The organism is bacterium, from assembly GCA_021158245.1.
Classification (GTDB): Bacteria; Zhuqueibacterota; QNDG01; order QNDG01; family QNDG01; genus QNDG01.
Genome location: JAGGVB010000080.1, coordinates 1 through 16,197 on the forward strand (window position 1 = coordinate 1; position 16,197 = coordinate 16,197).

Consider the following 16,197-nt stretch of genomic DNA (forward strand, 5'->3'; position numbering starts at 1 on the left):
AATATGCTTTATATAAGTTTTCCCCTGACGCAGTAATTCTACCTTTTTAATATCAATATCAAAGCCTGTACATGTAAAACCCGCATCAACAAATTCAAGAAGCAGCGGCAGGCCCACATAACCAAGCCCTACAACACCTACTCTGGCATCCTTGTCTAAAATCCTTTTATCTAAATCCATTCGCTCCTCCGCATAAATTTGCAAATTACTCTACAGCTCTCTTTTATAATGGGACTTGTAGTATGACAAATATTCACCGCTCTTAAGCTGTTCCCACCACCAGCGGTTATCTTTATACCATGACACCGTCTCTGCCATTGCCTGTTCAAAAGTGTGCTTCGGAGACCAGCCGAGAGAACGGATTTTATCTATATTAAGAGCGTATCTTCTGTCATGGCCTTTTCTGTCTTCCACAAATGTTATTAACGACCCGGGCTTTCCAAGTTCACGTAAAATAATATCTGTAATCTCAAGGTTAGTCTTTTCATTCCCGCCGCCAATATTGTAAACTTCTCCGTCTTTTGCTCTTAAAAGAACAAAATCAATAGCTTCGCAATTGTCCATTACATATAGCCAGTCCCGTATGTTCTTGCCGTCTCCGTAAATGGGAAGTGCTTTATCATCAAGGGCATTTGTAGTAAAAAGAGATATGAGTTTTTCAGGATACTGATACGGCCCGTAATTATTTGAACTTCTCGTAATCACGACAGGGAGATTATACGTAACAAAGTATGAGAATGCAAGCCTGTCTGCTCCTGTTTTTGATGCAGAATATGGGCTGGAGGGCATTAAAGTATCATCCTCTTTAAACAGGCCTGTTTCAGTACTTCCGTAGACTTCATCAGTACTTATCTGGACAAATCTTTCAATACCGTGCTTCCGTGCAGCTTCAAGAAGAACAAATGTACCGAAAATATCGGTTTTTATAAAATCATCAGGACTGCCGATTGATCTGTCCACGTGGCTCTCTGCAGCAAAATTGACTACTATGTCAGATCTTTTTATAAGCCCGTCAACTATCTTTTCATCGCATATATCACCGTGTACAAACTCATAACGTTCATCATTTTCAATGTCTTTAAGGTTATTAAGATTCCCCGCATATGTAAGTTTATCAAGATTTATTATACGAATATCTTTGTGAATTTCCAGCATATACCTGATAAAATTACTTCCTATAAAACCCGCTCCCCCGGTTACAAGATAAGTATTCATATCTGTCCTTAAAAATTGTAAAGTCCGTTTATATATAGATTTAAATCTAAAAAAGTAAAAGGATAAAGTCAAGAACTCATTAACACCTGAAGCTAATTTTTAATCATTACCCATCTTACAGGGATCGGATTAATCAAAAACCGCCTTAAAATTAAAAAATCGACACATGCACATACTTTGCGGGATGTTCTTTTAAATCAGCGACAAGAGAATCCAACTCTCTTGATGTTTTTACAATCTGAATATATAAAGTACTGTCCTGTATCATTTTACCAAGTGTGCCGCTGCCTTTGGTGGCAATATGAACAGCATCCTGAAGCAGCTTCATTGTGGAATCAGCCCGTGAAATAAGCAGAGCAAAATGTTGTGCTGAAGAATCCTGCTTTAAAACAGAGCTTAATTCATTTAAACGGTCAATTGCAGATTTCAGGCTCTTTCTATTTTCGGAAATCATTAGGTTCAGGCTGTTTACAGCTTTGTTAAGAGATATTGCTGAATCCTTCATTTTGCCCCTATCAATTAAAGAGGACACTTTTAAAAGTAACGAATCCGCACCTTCAACAACATTTGCAACATGTGTAAAAATTTTATCAATACCCGGAACTGCAACACCATTATAAATTATATCAGGATCTGCCGGCTTGCCGGATTCCCCGGGATTAACAATCAGTGCTTTTCCTCCCATCATTTCAAGACCCACAATACTTACATTCATGTCCGAAAAAAGCTTAATATTTTTTCTGACCCGGAAATCTACATTAACTTCTCCCGGTGTTAACTCAACACTCTTTACCCTTCCGCATCTAACCCCTCTGACAATAACATTATCTCCGGGTTTTAACCCTTCGGCACTGATAAAAGCAGCCCGATAAACTACTTTTTTTGAAAACATTGAACCGCCCTTGCCCCACAGAATACCTGCCACAAGTACGATAACGCCAACAATTACTGTAAAGCCTACTATTATTTCTTTTCTTTTTTCTTCCATCAGAACCACAGACTCTGTTTTGTTATTTTGTTTCTTATTATAAAAGGCAGGATAAATCCCCGTATATCATTCTTACTCGTAATCTCGCCCGAGATAATCTTTTAAACTTTTCTTCTTTTCTGTCATCTCGTGGATAATTTTTTCTTCGAACTCTTTGGCTGCATATGTTCCATGCAATTTTAAAAGCTCATTAAGAGCTATAATTTCAACTATCACTGATATATTTTTCCCCGGATAAATCGGAAGTCTGACCCTTGCCAGTTTTTCATCAAGAATTTCATCATAAGACGTATCTAATCCAAGACGTTCATAATTTTTTGACTTATCCCAATCTACCAGTTCAACTTCAACTTCAACCCTTTTCCTGCTTCTTATGCCTCTAATTCCGAACATGGACCGGACATCTACAATACCAACTCCTCTTATCTCCATGTTGTACTGAACAACATCATTCCCAGTACCTATTAAAACTCCATTAGGCTCGCGAATAATTGTAACAACATCATCCGCTACTAACCTGTGAGATCTCGCTACAAGGTCAAGAGCTACTTCACTTTTCCCTATCCCGCTTCTTCCTGTTATTAAAATTCCTATACCATACACATCTACAAGAGAGCCGTGGACAAAAGTACGCGCTGCAAATACATCTTCAAGATAATCCCCTATAAGCTGAATAGCCCGGGTTGTAGCAAGAGGTGTACGTATTACAGGTACTTTATTTTTGTTTGAATAATTAATTGCTTCTTTGGAAATTTTATTGTTATTTGTAACAATCAAACATGGCATAGTGTATGAAAAGAATTTCTTTACACATTTCTGTAATTGTTCGTTGGTTAGCTGCTTCATAAAAGATATTTCCGTGTTGCCGCATATCTGTAATCTTTCATGAGCAAACAGTTCAAAATATCCGGCAAGGGCCAATCCCGGCCGGTGAATATCCTTTGTTGTTATCTTGTTGGACAGGCCCTCTTTACCGGATACCAATTCCAATTCAAGAATCTTTTTATTCTCAAAAAGGAAATCTTCTACTGAGATATCTTCTTTTATTATGACATTCTGCGCAGACACAGAAGATTACTCCTCTCCGCCTGTTTCCATTACTGTTTTCTCAAGGATTTTTTCGTGATTGTACCCCTGTTTTTTCTCCTTGTATTTTTTAAGCTGTCTTTCAAGTTTTTCAACAACACTGTCAACAGATTTCTCCATTTTTTCAGAACGATCATGTGCAACAAGTACAGCACCATTTATTTTGAGAGTAATCTCTACAAAACGGGTTCTTTTTTCCCATCCAAGTACAACATCGGCATCAATAATGCCGTCATAAAATCGGTCAAGGTGCGACACCTCCTTTTCCACATATTCCCTAAGATCATCGTTTAATGTAAATCGGCGAGCTGTAATACTAATCTGCATCATTTGCTCCTTTCCGTTTTATAGATAGACAAACATAATTGTATAAAAATTATAACATCTTTTATGCACATCTCTGCAAATCAAGGTTGAATCTGAGCCCTGGGATGGGCCTGGCGATAAACTTTTTTCAACCTCTCTGTTGTCAGGTGTGTATATATCTGGGTTGTTGATAAGTTAACGTGACCGAGAAGTTCTTTAACTGACTCAAGATCAGCACCATGATCAAGCAGATGCGTTGCAAATGTATGCCTTATGACATGAGGGCTCAATTTCTTTTTCTCCGAAACCTTCTCAAGCCATTTCTTTACAATCATCTGTATTGACCGTTTTGATATCCTCTTTCCCGACTTATTGAGAAACAGAGCCTGTGAGTTATTTTTAGGATTAAATCTGTATCTCTGTTTCAGATACACTCCCAAAGATTCAAGAGCCCTTGCTCCGAGAGGAACCACTCTCTCCTTATTCCCTTTGCCTGTTACTTTTACACTTGTGCCGATATCGTCTATATCAAAAACATTTAAGCCTGCCAGCTCCGACAACCTCATGCCAGTACCATAAAAAAGTTCAAGAATAGCTCTGTCTCTTGCACCTGAAGGGTTTTCCTGCGGAATCTGTTCAATGGCCTTTGCTATTTCTTCTTCCTGCAGAAAATCAGGCAGTTTCTTCTCTGTCTTCGGAGGACGGACTGATTGAGCAGGATCAGCAGCAATCAACTCCCTCTGTCCGAGATACTTAAAAAACCCTCTGATAGAAGCCAGCTTCCTTGCTACACTTTTTTTATCAACACCGTGTTCAACAAGATGCCCTAGAAAAAATCGGATATCTTCCTTCTCTATGCTGTTAATATTTAATGTATGTCCTGTAATATCTTTTAAAAATTCAAAGAACTGCTTTACATCTCTTGTGTACGCATCTATTGTGTTATCAGAATACCCTTTGGTAAACTTCAGATAATCACAAAAATCTTTCAGCTGTGACTCTGCACGCTGAATATCATTCATTTTCAGGCAGCTCCTTTTCAGCCTTACATTTCGGGCACTTTAAAAATGAGCCCTTTGCTTTTGTGCTGCGTGCTTCCATAAGCGGGAATCCGCAGGATTCACATTTAACAGCCACAGGCTTATTCCACAAAGCAAATGTACATTTAGGATATTTTGAGCATCCGTAAAATATTTTACCTCTGCGTGTACGTTTTTCAACAAGCTCTCCGCCGCAGCCGTCTTCAGGGCATGGCACCCCAATATAAAAAGGCTCTGTATGTTTGCAGTCAGGATAATTGCTGCATGCAAGAAAGCGCCCGTACTTGCCGTTCTTTGCAACCAGAGGTGCTCCACACTCAGGGCATTTTCTGTCCACACTGACAACCTCTTCCTCTATGGGACGTGTATAAGTACATTCGGGATAACCTGTACATGCAATAAATTTACCGTTACGCCCCCACTTTTCCACAAGGTCTCTTCCGCATTCAGGGCACTTCTCTCCAATTGATTCCTGAAGCGATTCTTTTATCTCGTCTTTTTTCTCCATAGCATGTTCTATTGCTGTGCTGAAAGGGCTGTAAAAATTTTTTAATACTGCAATACTATCTTTTTCTCCTGATTCAATCTGATCAAGATCCTCTTCCATTCGAGCTGTAAACCCTACATTAAATATATCCGGGAATTGATCCACAAGTATTTTATGGACATCCATACCAAGGGCACTGGGAATAAGAGTTCTTGCTTCTCTGTTTACATATTTTCTGTCAAGAAGAGTAGAAATTATTAGTGCATAAGTAGATGGCCTTCCTATACCTTTTGTATCAAGCTCTTTTACAAGGCTGCTTTCAGTATATCTGTTCGGAGGTTTTGTAAAATGCTGCGAATGTGCTACATTCAGCAGATCAAGTGTATCGCCTTTGGCCACATTTTTAGGAATATGTGCATTTGACAGTTCATCTTTTTCAACACCGTATATCTGCATAAATCCTTTAAATTTAATTGACGTACCAGTTGTTCGGAACAGATATTTACCGCCTGCAACATCAATAGAAACCTGCAATAGTTGTGCCGGATTCATCTGGCATGCAAGGAATCTGTCCCATATCAGTTTATAAAGCTTTTTTTGAGCAGGTGTCAGATACTGATTTACTTTATCAAAAGACCTTTTCAATGATGTCGGCCTTATTGCTTCATGTGCATCCTGTGCAGACTTTTTATTTTTGTAGAACCTGGGTTTGTCAGGTACATATTCAAGGCCGTAATTGTCTGCGATATAATTTCTGGCCTCTTCAACTGCACTTGATGCAAGGCGGGTAGAATCTGTTCTCATATAGGTTATCAATCCCACACGGCCGTCAGGAAGGTCAATTCCCTCATAAAGCTGCTGTGCAATTGCCATAACCTGCTTTGTCGACATTCCGAGCCTTCTTGCAGCATCCTGCTGCATAGTACTTGTCGTATAGGGCGGATACGGATTCCTTTTTATCTCTTTTGTTTTTAAATCACCAACATTAAAATCTGTCTTTTTTATCTCGCTGACATGCTTTTCCGTTTCATCTCTGTTTACAAGAGAAAGTTTTTGCCCGTCAATTTTAACAAGCTGTGACCGGAATTTTTCACCGGCTGCACAGGAAAAATCTGCCTCTATTTCCCAGTACTCTTCAGGAACAAACTTTTGAATTTTCTGTTCCCTCTCACATATCAGCCGTAAAGCTACACTCTGGACTCTTCCTGCAGATAGGCCCCTGAAAATTGTTTTCCACAAAAAAGGGCTTACCTTGTAGCCTACTATCCTGTCCATTACTCTGCGTGCCTTTTGTGCTTCAACACGGTTCAAATCTATTTCTATCGGGTTTTCGACTGCTTTTTTAATTGCATCTTTTGTTATTTCATGAAAAAGTGCACGTTTAACATTACTGTTGATGTCTGCAATCTCGCTCGCAATGTGATATGCAATTGCTTCACCCTCTCTGTCAGCATCTGTTGCAATAAAAACTTCTTTAGCAGTCTGTGCAAGACGCTTGATCTCCTGCACAATTTTACCTTTGCCCCTTATTGTTATAAGCTCAGGTTCAAAATTATTATCAATATCAACTCCAAGCCTGTTTTTCGGTAAATTTTTAATATGTCCCACAGAAGCACGAACCACAAAATCCTTCCCGAGAAACCGATTTATCGTTTTTGACTTGGCATCAGATTCAACTATCACCAAAGATTTAGGCATTATTCTTAACTCCGTAAAATTTACAGGTTCCTTCCGCAGCAGTATTTATACTTTTTCCCGCTTCCGCACGGGCACGGATCATTGCGGCCGACTTTATGTTCAACCCTTACAGGGGCCTTTTTCGTTCCTGCCTGAGAATGCTGCTGTGCTCCTGCATCAGGCATAGATGTTACAAATCCCATTCCTGAAGATTCTTCATGTACTGTTGCAACACCAGGAGAAGGCTGTAGTACTGATTCAAGGCTCTGCTCTTTTTCAAATTCAACATGCGCCTTAAAAACAAGCTCAAGTATCTCCCTGTTTGCCCTGTCAAGCATGTCAGTAAACGCATTAAAAGCCTCGTGCTTATATTCTACGAGAGGATCCTTCTGCCCGTAGGCTCTGAGCCCTATACCCTCCTTTAACTGATCCATTTCATAGAGATGCTCTTTCCACATTTCGTCAATGGTTTTCAAAGTAGCGACTTTTTCAATATATCCCATCAAATCATCGCCAAGTACTTTACGTTTTTTATCATAAAGATCTCTCGCAGCAGCACTTATATTTTCTCTGAGTGCATCAGGGCTGATTTCATCTTTTTCATCTTCCGGAACAGGCAGCCTGACAAGCAGAGAGGTTAAAAGCTCTTTGTTAAGCTCTTCCCAGTCCCAGGATTCTTCATCGTTCTTATATTTTTCTACAATCTCGCCTGCATAATCATCTATCATATCCAAAATATCTGCATAAAGGCTTTCCCCTTCAAGTGCGCGCCGCCTCCATGTGTAAACCACTTCTCTCTGCTTATTCATCACATCGTCATATTCAAGCAGATGTTTTCTTATTTCAAAGTTTCTTGTTTCAACCCTCTTTTGTGCACGCTCAATTGATTTTGTCATCATGGGATGAGTTATTACATCTCCTTCTTCAATACCCATCCTGTCCATCAATCCTGCTATACGGTCTGATCCGAAGAGGCGCATAAGGTCATCTTCAAGAGAGATAAAAAACTTTGAAGCACCTGGATCGCCCTGACGGCCGGACCTTCCCCGAAGCTGCCTGTCAATACGCCTGGATTCGTGCCTCTCAGTACCTATTATGTGAAGCCCGCCTATACCGCAGTCTCTTGATTTAAAATGAATAAATTTACTGTTTGTGGTTTTTGTGTCTACAGCATCACCAAGGCTTTTCGGTACAACAACAACCTTACCCGATTCCGGTTCTGTTTGATTAAGGTACTCCCGTTTTTCCTCTTTTGAATTCACAACAACGTAAGGAAGCCCTGCATTTTTAAGTTCTTCCTCAACGAGAGGCTTCTCCATTTCAGGAACTTCATGAATAAACAAAACCTGTCCCTGATTAACTGAAGAAACATATTTGGAAATAGTTTTTTTAATACATTCATCCTGCAGCTGGATAACTCCCTCTCCCAGCTTAATATCAGTACCTCGGCCTGCCATGTTTGTAGCAATTGTAACCATACCGGGTTCTCCGGCCATTTCCACAATCTCTGCCTCTTTCTGGTGGTACTTGGCATTCAAAACAGAGTGGTGTATTCCTCTTCTCCGCAGCATCCTGGAAAGAGTCTCAGATGCCTCAACAGAAATCGTACCTACTAATACAGGCTGTTTTCTTGAATGGTACTCTTCAACCTCGTCAATAATCGCGTTGAATTTTTCTCTTTTTGTTTTATACACAACATCATCATGGTCTACTCTTCGCACAGGCTCGTTAGTCGGAACAACAACAACATCAAGTTTATAAATTTCCCAGAATTCTCCGGCTTCTGTCTCGGCAGTTCCTGTCATACCTGCAAGCTTTTTATAGAGCCTGAAAAAATTCTGCAGAGTAATTGTTGCAAAAGTTTGGGTCTCACCCTCAATTTTCACGCTCTCTTTTGCTTCAAGTGCCTGATGCAGGCCGTCACTGTAACGCCTGCCCGGCATAAGGCGGCCGGTAAACTCATCAACAATCATAACCTTGTGATCTTCTGTTACAACATACTCAACATCTTTCTCAAAAAGAGAATATGCCCGCAGAAGCTGATGAATATTGTGAAGCCTCTCGCTTTTTTCCGCATATTCACTGTGAATGGCATCCCGTTTCTTTTCCTTGTCAGCCTCAGGCATCTCTTCTGTCTCTTCAAGAATGGATAGCTCTGTTGCCAAATCAGGAAGAATAAACATATCCGGATTGTTCGGCGCAAGGAGTTCTCTTCCCTTATCAGTTAAATCAATTGTATGAGCTTTCTCATCAATTGCAAAAAACAGATCAACATCCAGTTCGTGAAGTTTTTTATCACGCATAAAATCCGATTCGACTTTCCTGACAAGCCTCTGCATCCCCGATTCTCTTAAAACCTTGACAAGCCTCTTATTCTTGGGAGAACCTCTCTGGGCCTGAAGAAGCTTAATTCCCGCCTCATAATCCTTCTCTTCTTTGAATAATTCCTGGGCCTCTGCTACAAGTTTATTTGTAAGCACTGTCTGCTTTCTTACAAGATCTTCAACCCTCGGTTTGAGCTCTGCAAATTTGTTTGTTGTCTCACCTACCGGCCCTGATATTATAAGAGGCGTCCGCGCTTCATCAATAAGAACCGAATCAACCTCATCTATTATTGCATAGTAGTGGCCCCTCTGCACAATACTGTCAGGTGATATTGACATATTATCACGAAGATAATCAAACCCGAACTCATTATTTGTTCCGTAAGTAATATCAGCATTGTATGCCTTTTTTCTTTCGTGAGGCTCCATCTGATTTGTAATATAGGAGACCGAAAGGCCGAGAAACTTGTAAATCTCACCCATCCACTCACAGTCACGCCTTGCAAGGTAATCATTAACAGTAACAAGATGCGCTCCCTTGCCTACAAGTGCATTCAGGTAAAGCGGCATTGATGCAACAAGTGTCTTGCCTTCTCCAGTTGCCATCTCTGCGATTTTCCCCTTGTGTAGAGTAATAGCGCCCATAAGCTGGACATCAAAAGGCACCATATCCCATTTAATCTCTCTCCCTACGACCTTCCACGATTTTCCCACAAGACGGCTGCATGTCTCTTTAACAACAGCAAAAGCTTCCGGCATTATCTCATCAAGGGCTCTTTCAGTTATCTCTTTTTCCTTCTCTTCCAGTTTCTCTATTTCCATGCGTACATTATCGATGGAATCAATGGAATCACCCGGGTTCTTCAGCTTTTCTTTTAACTCTTCTATTTTTATACGAACATCATTAACTTCTGCTGATATACGGCTTCTAAACTCATCGGTTTTTGATTTTAAATCATCATCGGAAAGATTGTGAAGCTTGCTATATTCCCGATTTATTTCATCTACAATCGGAAACATCTCTTTAATATCTTTTTCATTCTTGTTGCCCAAGAACAATTCTAGTATTTTATTAAACATCTATATTCTCCGGATTTACAAAATCTTCTGCATTATTAAACGCTATTAAATTTCCACTGTTCCGTTTTTATTAAAATTAGAATTTATTATTATGCTATTAGCCCTCTTCCTTTTTTCTTTATCCGCTTCTCTTCGGAACATTTCCTGTACAGAGCGTCAAGAATACCATTTACAAATCTTCCGCTCTGTTCCGTGCTGTACTCCTTTGCAAGGTCAATAGCTTCATTTATAGTCACCTTAGGCGGAATAGTTTCAAAAAACAAAAATTCGCAAAGAGCAAGCCTCAGCACTATACGGTCAATCAGCGCTACACGATTAAGGTCCCAGTTTTTCACTACAGAGCTAATATCATGATCGAGATTCTCTTTCTCAGAATAGGTTTTTTTTACCAGGTCAAGGCCGAATTCCATAATCTGCCCCTCTCCGGTTGATTCCCTTTTTACCCATTCAAGAGCATCGTCAAGGTTATTCCCTGATATATCAAGTCCGTAAAGCGCCTGCAATGCTAATTTGCGAGCCAATCTTCTCTTCTTCACTGGCCAGGCCTCTCTGTTCTATTCAGCTGCTCCATGTGTGTATCTATCATATTAATGCAGATCCTTTACTCTGAGCTGTACCTGCGTTCTTCCGTTCCATACATTTTCTTCTACAACATAAAGAAGTTCCATGTTCTTTTCACCGGGACTCAATCTATAAAGCAAATTACCGAGGTCAAATCCTATTGCGTCAAAAACAGCTCCATCCTGACTCACTTTGAATTTGAGATGATTTTTACCTACAATCCTTGGAGATCCTACTACATTTAAATTGCTTGATTTGAAAACAGGCCTCATGTTGCGAGGGCCGAAAGGCGCAAAATAATGTAATATTTTTACAAATCTTTCATCTATATCAGAAAGCTTTATTTCGCCATCATAAATAATTTTTTTAACAAGGTCTTCTTCTTCCAGCAGATCCGAGGCCACCTCTTTGAAAGCTTTCTTAAACTCATCAATTTTTCCGCTCTCAATCGTTAATCCTGCTGCATATCTGTGTCCGCCAAAACCAATTAATTTATCCGAGCACTTTTTTATTGCAGAATAGATATCAAAACTCGCAATACTTCGCGCAGAACCCTTTCCTATTCCGTTCTCAACGGAAATCATAATTGTCGGCCTGTATACACGTTCTGCAATTCTGGAAGCAACAATCCCAATTACCCCTGAATGCCACCCCTCCTTTGCAAGAACAACAGCCCTGTCTTCAGCATCATTAAATTCTACGGACAGTATGCCAAGTGCATCTTTATATGTCTCTTCGTCAATCAATTTCCTGTTTCTGTTTTCGCTCTCAAGAACCCCAGCCATCTCTTTTGTCTGCTGTTTATCATCACTTATTAATAAACGTACTGCCCTCTCAGCATTACCAAGTCTTCCTACGGCATTAATTCTGGGCGCAATAACAAAAACAAGCTGGCCTGTACTGACATTTTTCCCTCTCCACCCTGCTGCATCAAACATGGCCTTTATACCGGCCCTTTCCATCTTACTGATAAGCTCAAGCCCTTTGTTAACAAGAACTCTGTTCTCGTCAATAATCGGAACAATATCAGCAGCACTGCCAAGCGCAACAAGGTCAGCATACTTCCGGTATTCCGAATCGTCCAATTTAAGATGCTGGCTTATTGCCTGGATCAGTTTAAAAACAACTCCTACTCCGGCCAGCTCTTTAAACGGGTATTCACATCCTTTACGCTTCGGGTCAAGCACAGCAACTGCATCAGGTAATACATCTCCCTGTTCATGATGGTCGCTTATTATAACATCTACTCCCAACTGCGCGGCATATGCAACTTCTTCCACACCTGTAATGCCGCAGTCAACAGTAATTAAAAGTGTTGCTCCGGCTTCTGCTGCTTTCTCCACTCCTGATCTGGAAAGCCCGTATCCTTCCTGAAGCCTGTCCGGAATATAAAATAAAAGATCTGCTCCCCGTTCTTTTAAAAAAAGGTAAAGTTCACTTACACTTGTTATTCCGTCTACATCATAATCACCGTATATCAGGATTCTTTCCCGATTCTCCAATGCCGCAACAATACGGTCAACAGCTTTATGCATATCTTTCATCAAAAACGGATCATTGAGATGTTTCCAATCCGGACGAAAAAACCGGTATGCAGCTTCTGGTGTTGTAATTCCTCTTGTTATAAGTATTTCAGAAATAATGCCTGGAACATCAAGCGATTTTTGAATAGAATCGGTTTGTTCACGGCTCGGCTTATCTCGTACAACCCACTTGAGCAATATTTACCTCCATTAAAACCAATGTCCCTCAGGGCAGAACTGTAAGCCGAATTCTGTATCCGGCAATTGCCGGACTGTGTCCGGCTCCTGCCGGATGGTAATCATTTATCTTGCGATGCTGTTACCAACATCGTCATGCAGCCTACCCGCAGGTCAAACGGACCGGGCCGGCCCGTTACCGCCTGAAAAGGCGGTATTCCTGCCTATTTGGCCTTGCTCCGGGTGGGGTTTACTATGCGCCTGACGTCACCGTCAGGCCGGTGAGCTCTTACCTCGCCTTTTCACCCTTATCCGGCAGTAGCCGGACGTGTCCGGCCTCTGACGGACGGTATATTTTCTGTAGCACTGGCCATCATTCCGGTATTTTCGGAATGTCTCCGCGTTACGGAGCACCCTGCCCTTCGGAGTTCGGACTTTCCTCTCATCCCGAATATCGAAATGAGCGATTACCCGCTCTGCCCGTCAGGACACAGAATCATTGTCTTATAACTTCCTTTTTTAAAACTGCCGTGCGCGCCAGTGAATCAGCCCGATTATTTTGTTCCCTCGGGATATGATGTATTTCCACAGATGCTGATAGCTTATTTATTTTCTGCACAACACGGTTATACAGCTCTTTTAAATGTTCTTTTTTCACTGAATAAGTACCATTAACCTGGTTTACAATAAGCTGGCTGTCCGAATAAATTGTTATTTCCGAAGGTTTGAATTTTTCCAAAGCTTCAAGACAGCCTAAAAGAGCCCTGTATTCTGCAATATTATTTGTTGCCTTGCCTATGTAAACGCCCTGTTCTTCTATAACACTGTCATCTTTATCAAGGAGAACAAATCCATAACCGGCTTCACCGGGATTACCAAAACACGAGCCGTCGACATAAGCGGTTAATTTCACTTATTCTCCTCGTTCAGATTATCATCCCATATTAAAATTCTGCCGCACACTTCGCAGAAATTAATTCTATCCATTTTTCTGATTTCCAGTACTTTTTGAGGCGGTATATTTTTATAACATCCGCCGCAGGACCGCCTTATTACAGGTACTACTGCAATCCCACCCTTTGCCTTTCTAATTCTGTCATACACAGCAAGATGCCTGGAGTTCAGCCTTCTTCTGATTTTATCAATATGATCTATAAGAAATGCTTCGTCTTTTTCAGTCTCTTTAATTTTTTTATTTAATTCTGTTTTTTTTGTTTCATGCTCTTGTTTGAGTACCTCAAAATCTTTTTTATCCTGCTCGAGAGTAGAGGAAAGATCATCAACCATATCAATAATCTCAAGTACTCTGCTTTCTTTATCGCTTACAATTGTATTAACCTGCTCTATTTCCATTGTTACAGCGTCATATTCCCGATTGGATTTTACAGAAAAAAGCTGCTGTTTATATTTTTCTCTCTTATTTTCAAATTGTGCTATCTCTCCTTCTTCTGTTGTTCTCTCCATCTGCAGAGATTTCAGGCTGTCCTCCTTTTCCGATACAGCCTTTTCAGCAAGATTAAGTTTATTCTCCAGCTCTCTTACCTGAAGAGGAAGATCTCCTCTAAGACTTTCCAATTCCATCATTTTAATGTCCAGCTGCTGAAGCTCTATTAAGTCCTTCAATATCTGCTGCAACTATACCTCCTCTTCTATCAGGCATGCTTATGAATATGAAAAAAATGCACCCCATTGAGGTGCATATATTTTAGATTTTTTTAAGCAGATTTTGCCTTTTGAAAGCTGTTCCCGATTCCTCCGGAAAAATTCCTAACACTAAAATCACCCCTCAAGTTTCTATGAAAAAAGAAACCGTGGGCCCAGGAGGACTCGAACCTCCGACCAACGGATTATGAGTCCGCCGCTCTGACCAACTGAGCTATGGGCCCGAATTAACATAACAAATTTTTTTTCTAAATTCAAGACCTTTTTATCAAGCCTCTATCTATTTTTAATTTTAAAAAAATATCTCTTCCGTAAACCTTACTTATGAGCAATTGGTTTTTCAGTAAAGATGTAATCTTTCAGCTCATGATCAAAAGCAGCATCATTTCTTCTTATCCATTCCATGATCATTGCAGCATGTTCTTTTTCTTCATCCCTGTTATGTTTCAATACGGCTTTAAGCTCTTCATCTTTACAGGCATCCATTCTCTGGTTATACCAGTCAACAGCTTCCAGCTCTTCTATCAGAGAAATCAGCGCTCTGTGCATGTCTCTTGTTGTACCGGATAATTCTTCAACCGGTTCATGATATCCTTCATGTGCCATGATTTTTCTCCTTTTATAATTATTACTTTAAAATCAGATAAAATCAGAATAGGGAGATGAAGGCATAGAGTATAAGTGCATTAAATGTTTACAGAAATCTTTTTCCTTATTCCACTTTTACCATCATTGGAAGATATAGATTATTTATTCAAAATACAATTTATTTATTGCCCTCCTGAAAAGTTCTCTCGCAACGCGCGCAGCGAACGCAAAAAAAAATAAGGATAAAGGATAAAACGTTTGTTTGAAAACCTCAGGGGTGTCATTCCCAAAATCTTTTATTGGGAATCCAGGGGCGGAGGGGCATTTGAAAACAATATGCCAAAGGATTGCATCCCTTTATCTTTTAATTCAAAATTCATAATGCAAAATTCAACATTTCTTCTCTTCTCCCCACCACACCTCTGGATGCCCATTTTCATGGGCATGACAGGATTGAGTTTTGTTTCCCGGCATCTGGAAATTTACGTCCGCTTTATTGCTTTAACACTTATTCGTAATGAGTCCACATACGAATTATTTTTACTGTTTTTTCTTCTTTGATTATTTGATATACTAACCGGTGTTGAATGTTAATTCTGCGGGAATAAGCACCTGTTAAATCGCCTGTTAATTTCTCATAGGGGGGTGGTGTTTGAAACGGATTATCTTTTAAAAATTCGAGCAAGCTTATTACTCTATTCTTAAGACCGGAATTGCTGATTTTTTTAGCATCCTTTTGAGCCTGCTTAGTATAGACAATTTTCCATTTCACCACTCAAGGTCCTCTGAACAATTCTCAACAGGAGTATTCAAACCTTCACGAATTGAATCTCTCATTCCCGGAATAGACAGCAGGTAAAGAGTTTCCTGAATGGACCGCCAATCTTCTTCGGAAATCAACACTGCATTCGATCTTTTCCCTGTAATATAAATCGGTTCATGTTCGTTTGAGGCCTCATCTATCAGTTTATACAGATTTGACCTTGCATTTGTAACTGTTATTGTTTTCATATTGCTTTCCATATTTTGTTGACGTACGCAATAAAGTACGTATTATTTTTTACAAAGTCAATAAACAAAATTAAAATGATTTTTTTACGGTGTCCTGTTTTGACAAAGGTATAGGGGAATATGGCATAGATATTTTACCGGGACCTGAAATTCTCCGCCCTGGTGTTCTCTCGCAACAAACGCAAAAAACAAGGATAAAGGATAAGGGATAAAGGATAAAACGTTTGTTTGAAAACCTCAGGGGAGTCATTCCCGAATGTTTCTATCGGGAATCCAGGGGCGGAAGGGCATTTGAAAATAATATGCCAAAGGATTGCATGCCCTTATCTTTTTAATTCAAAATTCAACATTTCTTAACCCACATCTGAAAACATCAAATAATCTGTTTTAAATTCGTGTTAATTCGTGTAACCTTGTCCGGCTTTTGACGGACGTGTCCGGCTTTTGACGGACGTGTCCGGCTTTTGACGGA

15 protein-coding genes, 1 tRNA gene and 1 other RNA gene are annotated in these 16,197 nt (G+C 40.1%); all 17 read right to left on the bottom strand.

Annotation, left to right across the window (positions count from 1 at the left end):
* Nucleotides 1-180 (bottom strand): nucleotide sugar dehydrogenase (locus J7K93_04825; GenBank protein MCD6116317.1); only part of this gene is annotated, 180 nt, incomplete at its 3' end.
* A gap of 30 nt (nt 181-210) precedes the next feature.
* Nucleotides 211-1,215 (bottom strand): dTDP-glucose 4,6-dehydratase, encoded by a 1,005-nt coding sequence (rfbB, locus tag J7K93_04830; protein MCD6116318.1) that lies wholly within the window; start codon nt 1,213-1,215, stop codon nt 211-213.
* Nucleotides 1,216-1,366: 151 nt separating this feature from the next.
* Complete coding sequence (locus J7K93_04835; GenBank protein MCD6116319.1) at nt 1,367-2,203, bottom strand: MCE family protein; 837 nt, start codon at nt 2,201-2,203, stop codon at nt 1,367-1,369.
* Nucleotides 2,204-2,275: 72 nt separating this feature from the next.
* Nucleotides 2,276-3,271: an HPr kinase/phosphorylase gene (locus J7K93_04840; protein MCD6116320.1), complete on the bottom strand. Its 996-nt coding sequence runs from the start codon at nt 3,269-3,271 to the stop codon at nt 2,276-2,278.
* 6 nt (nt 3,272-3,277) lie between these two features.
* The gene (gene raiA, locus J7K93_04845) at nt 3,278-3,619 is read right to left on the bottom strand and encodes a ribosome-associated translation inhibitor RaiA (protein ID MCD6116321.1); all 342 of its coding nucleotides are present in this window, start codon (nt 3,617-3,619) and stop codon (nt 3,278-3,280) included.
* 77 nt (nt 3,620-3,696) lie between these two features.
* Nucleotides 3,697-4,617: a tyrosine recombinase XerC gene (xerC, locus tag J7K93_04850; protein MCD6116322.1), complete on the bottom strand. Its 921-nt coding sequence runs from the start codon at nt 4,615-4,617 to the stop codon at nt 3,697-3,699.
* Nucleotides 4,610-6,820, bottom strand: coding sequence for a type I DNA topoisomerase (gene topA / locus J7K93_04855; protein MCD6116323.1), 2,211 nt, complete (start codon nt 6,818-6,820; stop codon nt 4,610-4,612). The genes xerC and topA overlap by 8 nt, the downstream gene beginning before the upstream one ends.
* A gap of 20 nt (nt 6,821-6,840) precedes the next feature.
* Nucleotides 6,841-10,203 (bottom strand): preprotein translocase subunit SecA, encoded by a 3,363-nt coding sequence (secA, locus tag J7K93_04860; GenBank protein MCD6116324.1) that lies wholly within the window; start codon nt 10,201-10,203, stop codon nt 6,841-6,843.
* A gap of 89 nt (nt 10,204-10,292) precedes the next feature.
* Nucleotides 10,293-10,739 (bottom strand): transcription antitermination factor NusB, encoded by a 447-nt coding sequence (nusB, locus tag J7K93_04865; protein ID MCD6116325.1) that lies wholly within the window; start codon nt 10,737-10,739, stop codon nt 10,293-10,295.
* 51 nt (nt 10,740-10,790) lie between these two features.
* Nucleotides 10,791-12,485: a single-stranded-DNA-specific exonuclease RecJ gene (recJ, locus tag J7K93_04870; GenBank protein MCD6116326.1), complete on the bottom strand. Its 1,695-nt coding sequence runs from the start codon at nt 12,483-12,485 to the stop codon at nt 10,791-10,793.
* 26 nt (nt 12,486-12,511) lie between these two features.
* An RNA gene (gene rnpB, locus J7K93_04875) (RNase P RNA component class A) lies at nt 12,512-12,947 on the bottom strand.
* A 13-nt stretch (nt 12,948-12,960) separates the two neighbouring features.
* The gene (locus J7K93_04880) at nt 12,961-13,377 is read right to left on the bottom strand and encodes a ribonuclease HI family protein (GenBank protein MCD6116327.1); all 417 of its coding nucleotides are present in this window, start codon (nt 13,375-13,377) and stop codon (nt 12,961-12,963) included.
* Complete coding sequence (locus J7K93_04885) at nt 13,374-14,099, bottom strand: hypothetical protein (protein ID MCD6116328.1); 726 nt, start codon at nt 14,097-14,099, stop codon at nt 13,374-13,376. The genes J7K93_04880 and J7K93_04885 overlap by 4 nt, the downstream gene beginning before the upstream one ends.
* A 177-nt stretch (nt 14,100-14,276) precedes the next feature.
* Nucleotides 14,277-14,350: transfer RNA gene (locus J7K93_04890), tRNA-Ile, on the bottom strand.
* A gap of 94 nt (nt 14,351-14,444) precedes the next feature.
* A complete protein-coding gene (locus J7K93_04895; GenBank protein ID MCD6116329.1) occupies nt 14,445-14,732 on the bottom strand; it encodes a ferritin in 288 nt (95 codons plus the stop codon).
* A gap of 490 nt (nt 14,733-15,222) precedes the next feature.
* A complete protein-coding gene (locus tag J7K93_04900) occupies nt 15,223-15,486 on the bottom strand; it encodes a Txe/YoeB family addiction module toxin (protein ID MCD6116330.1) in 264 nt (87 codons plus the stop codon).
* Nucleotides 15,483-15,725, bottom strand: coding sequence for a type II toxin-antitoxin system Phd/YefM family antitoxin (locus tag J7K93_04905; GenBank protein MCD6116331.1), 243 nt, complete (start codon nt 15,723-15,725; stop codon nt 15,483-15,485). Before J7K93_04905 ends, J7K93_04900 begins: the two co-directional genes overlap by 4 nt.
* Nucleotides 15,726-16,197 lie beyond the last annotated feature (472 nt).

Coding starts and splice junctions, on each gene's coding strand:
- J7K93_04895 (MCD6116329.1), bottom strand. CDS start 14,732: ATGGCACATGAAGGATATCATGAACCGGTTGAAGAATTATCCGGTACA.
- J7K93_04905 (MCD6116331.1), bottom strand. CDS start 15,725: ATGAAAACAATAACAGTTACAAATGCAAGGTCAAATCTGTATAAACTG.
- topA (MCD6116323.1), bottom strand. CDS start 6,820: ATGCCTAAATCTTTGGTGATAGTTGAATCTGATGCCAAGTCAAAAACG.
- secA (MCD6116324.1), bottom strand. CDS start 10,203: ATGTTTAATAAAATACTAGAATTGTTCTTGGGCAACAAGAATGAAAAA.
- xerC (MCD6116322.1), bottom strand. CDS start 4,617: ATGAATGATATTCAGCGTGCAGAGTCACAGCTGAAAGATTTTTGTGAT.
- rfbB (MCD6116318.1), bottom strand. CDS start 1,215: ATGAATACTTATCTTGTAACCGGGGGAGCGGGTTTTATAGGAAGTAAT.
- raiA (MCD6116321.1), bottom strand. CDS start 3,619: ATGATGCAGATTAGTATTACAGCTCGCCGATTTACATTAAACGATGAT.
- J7K93_04835 (MCD6116319.1), bottom strand. CDS start 2,203: ATGGAAGAAAAAAGAAAAGAAATAATAGTAGGCTTTACAGTAATTGTT.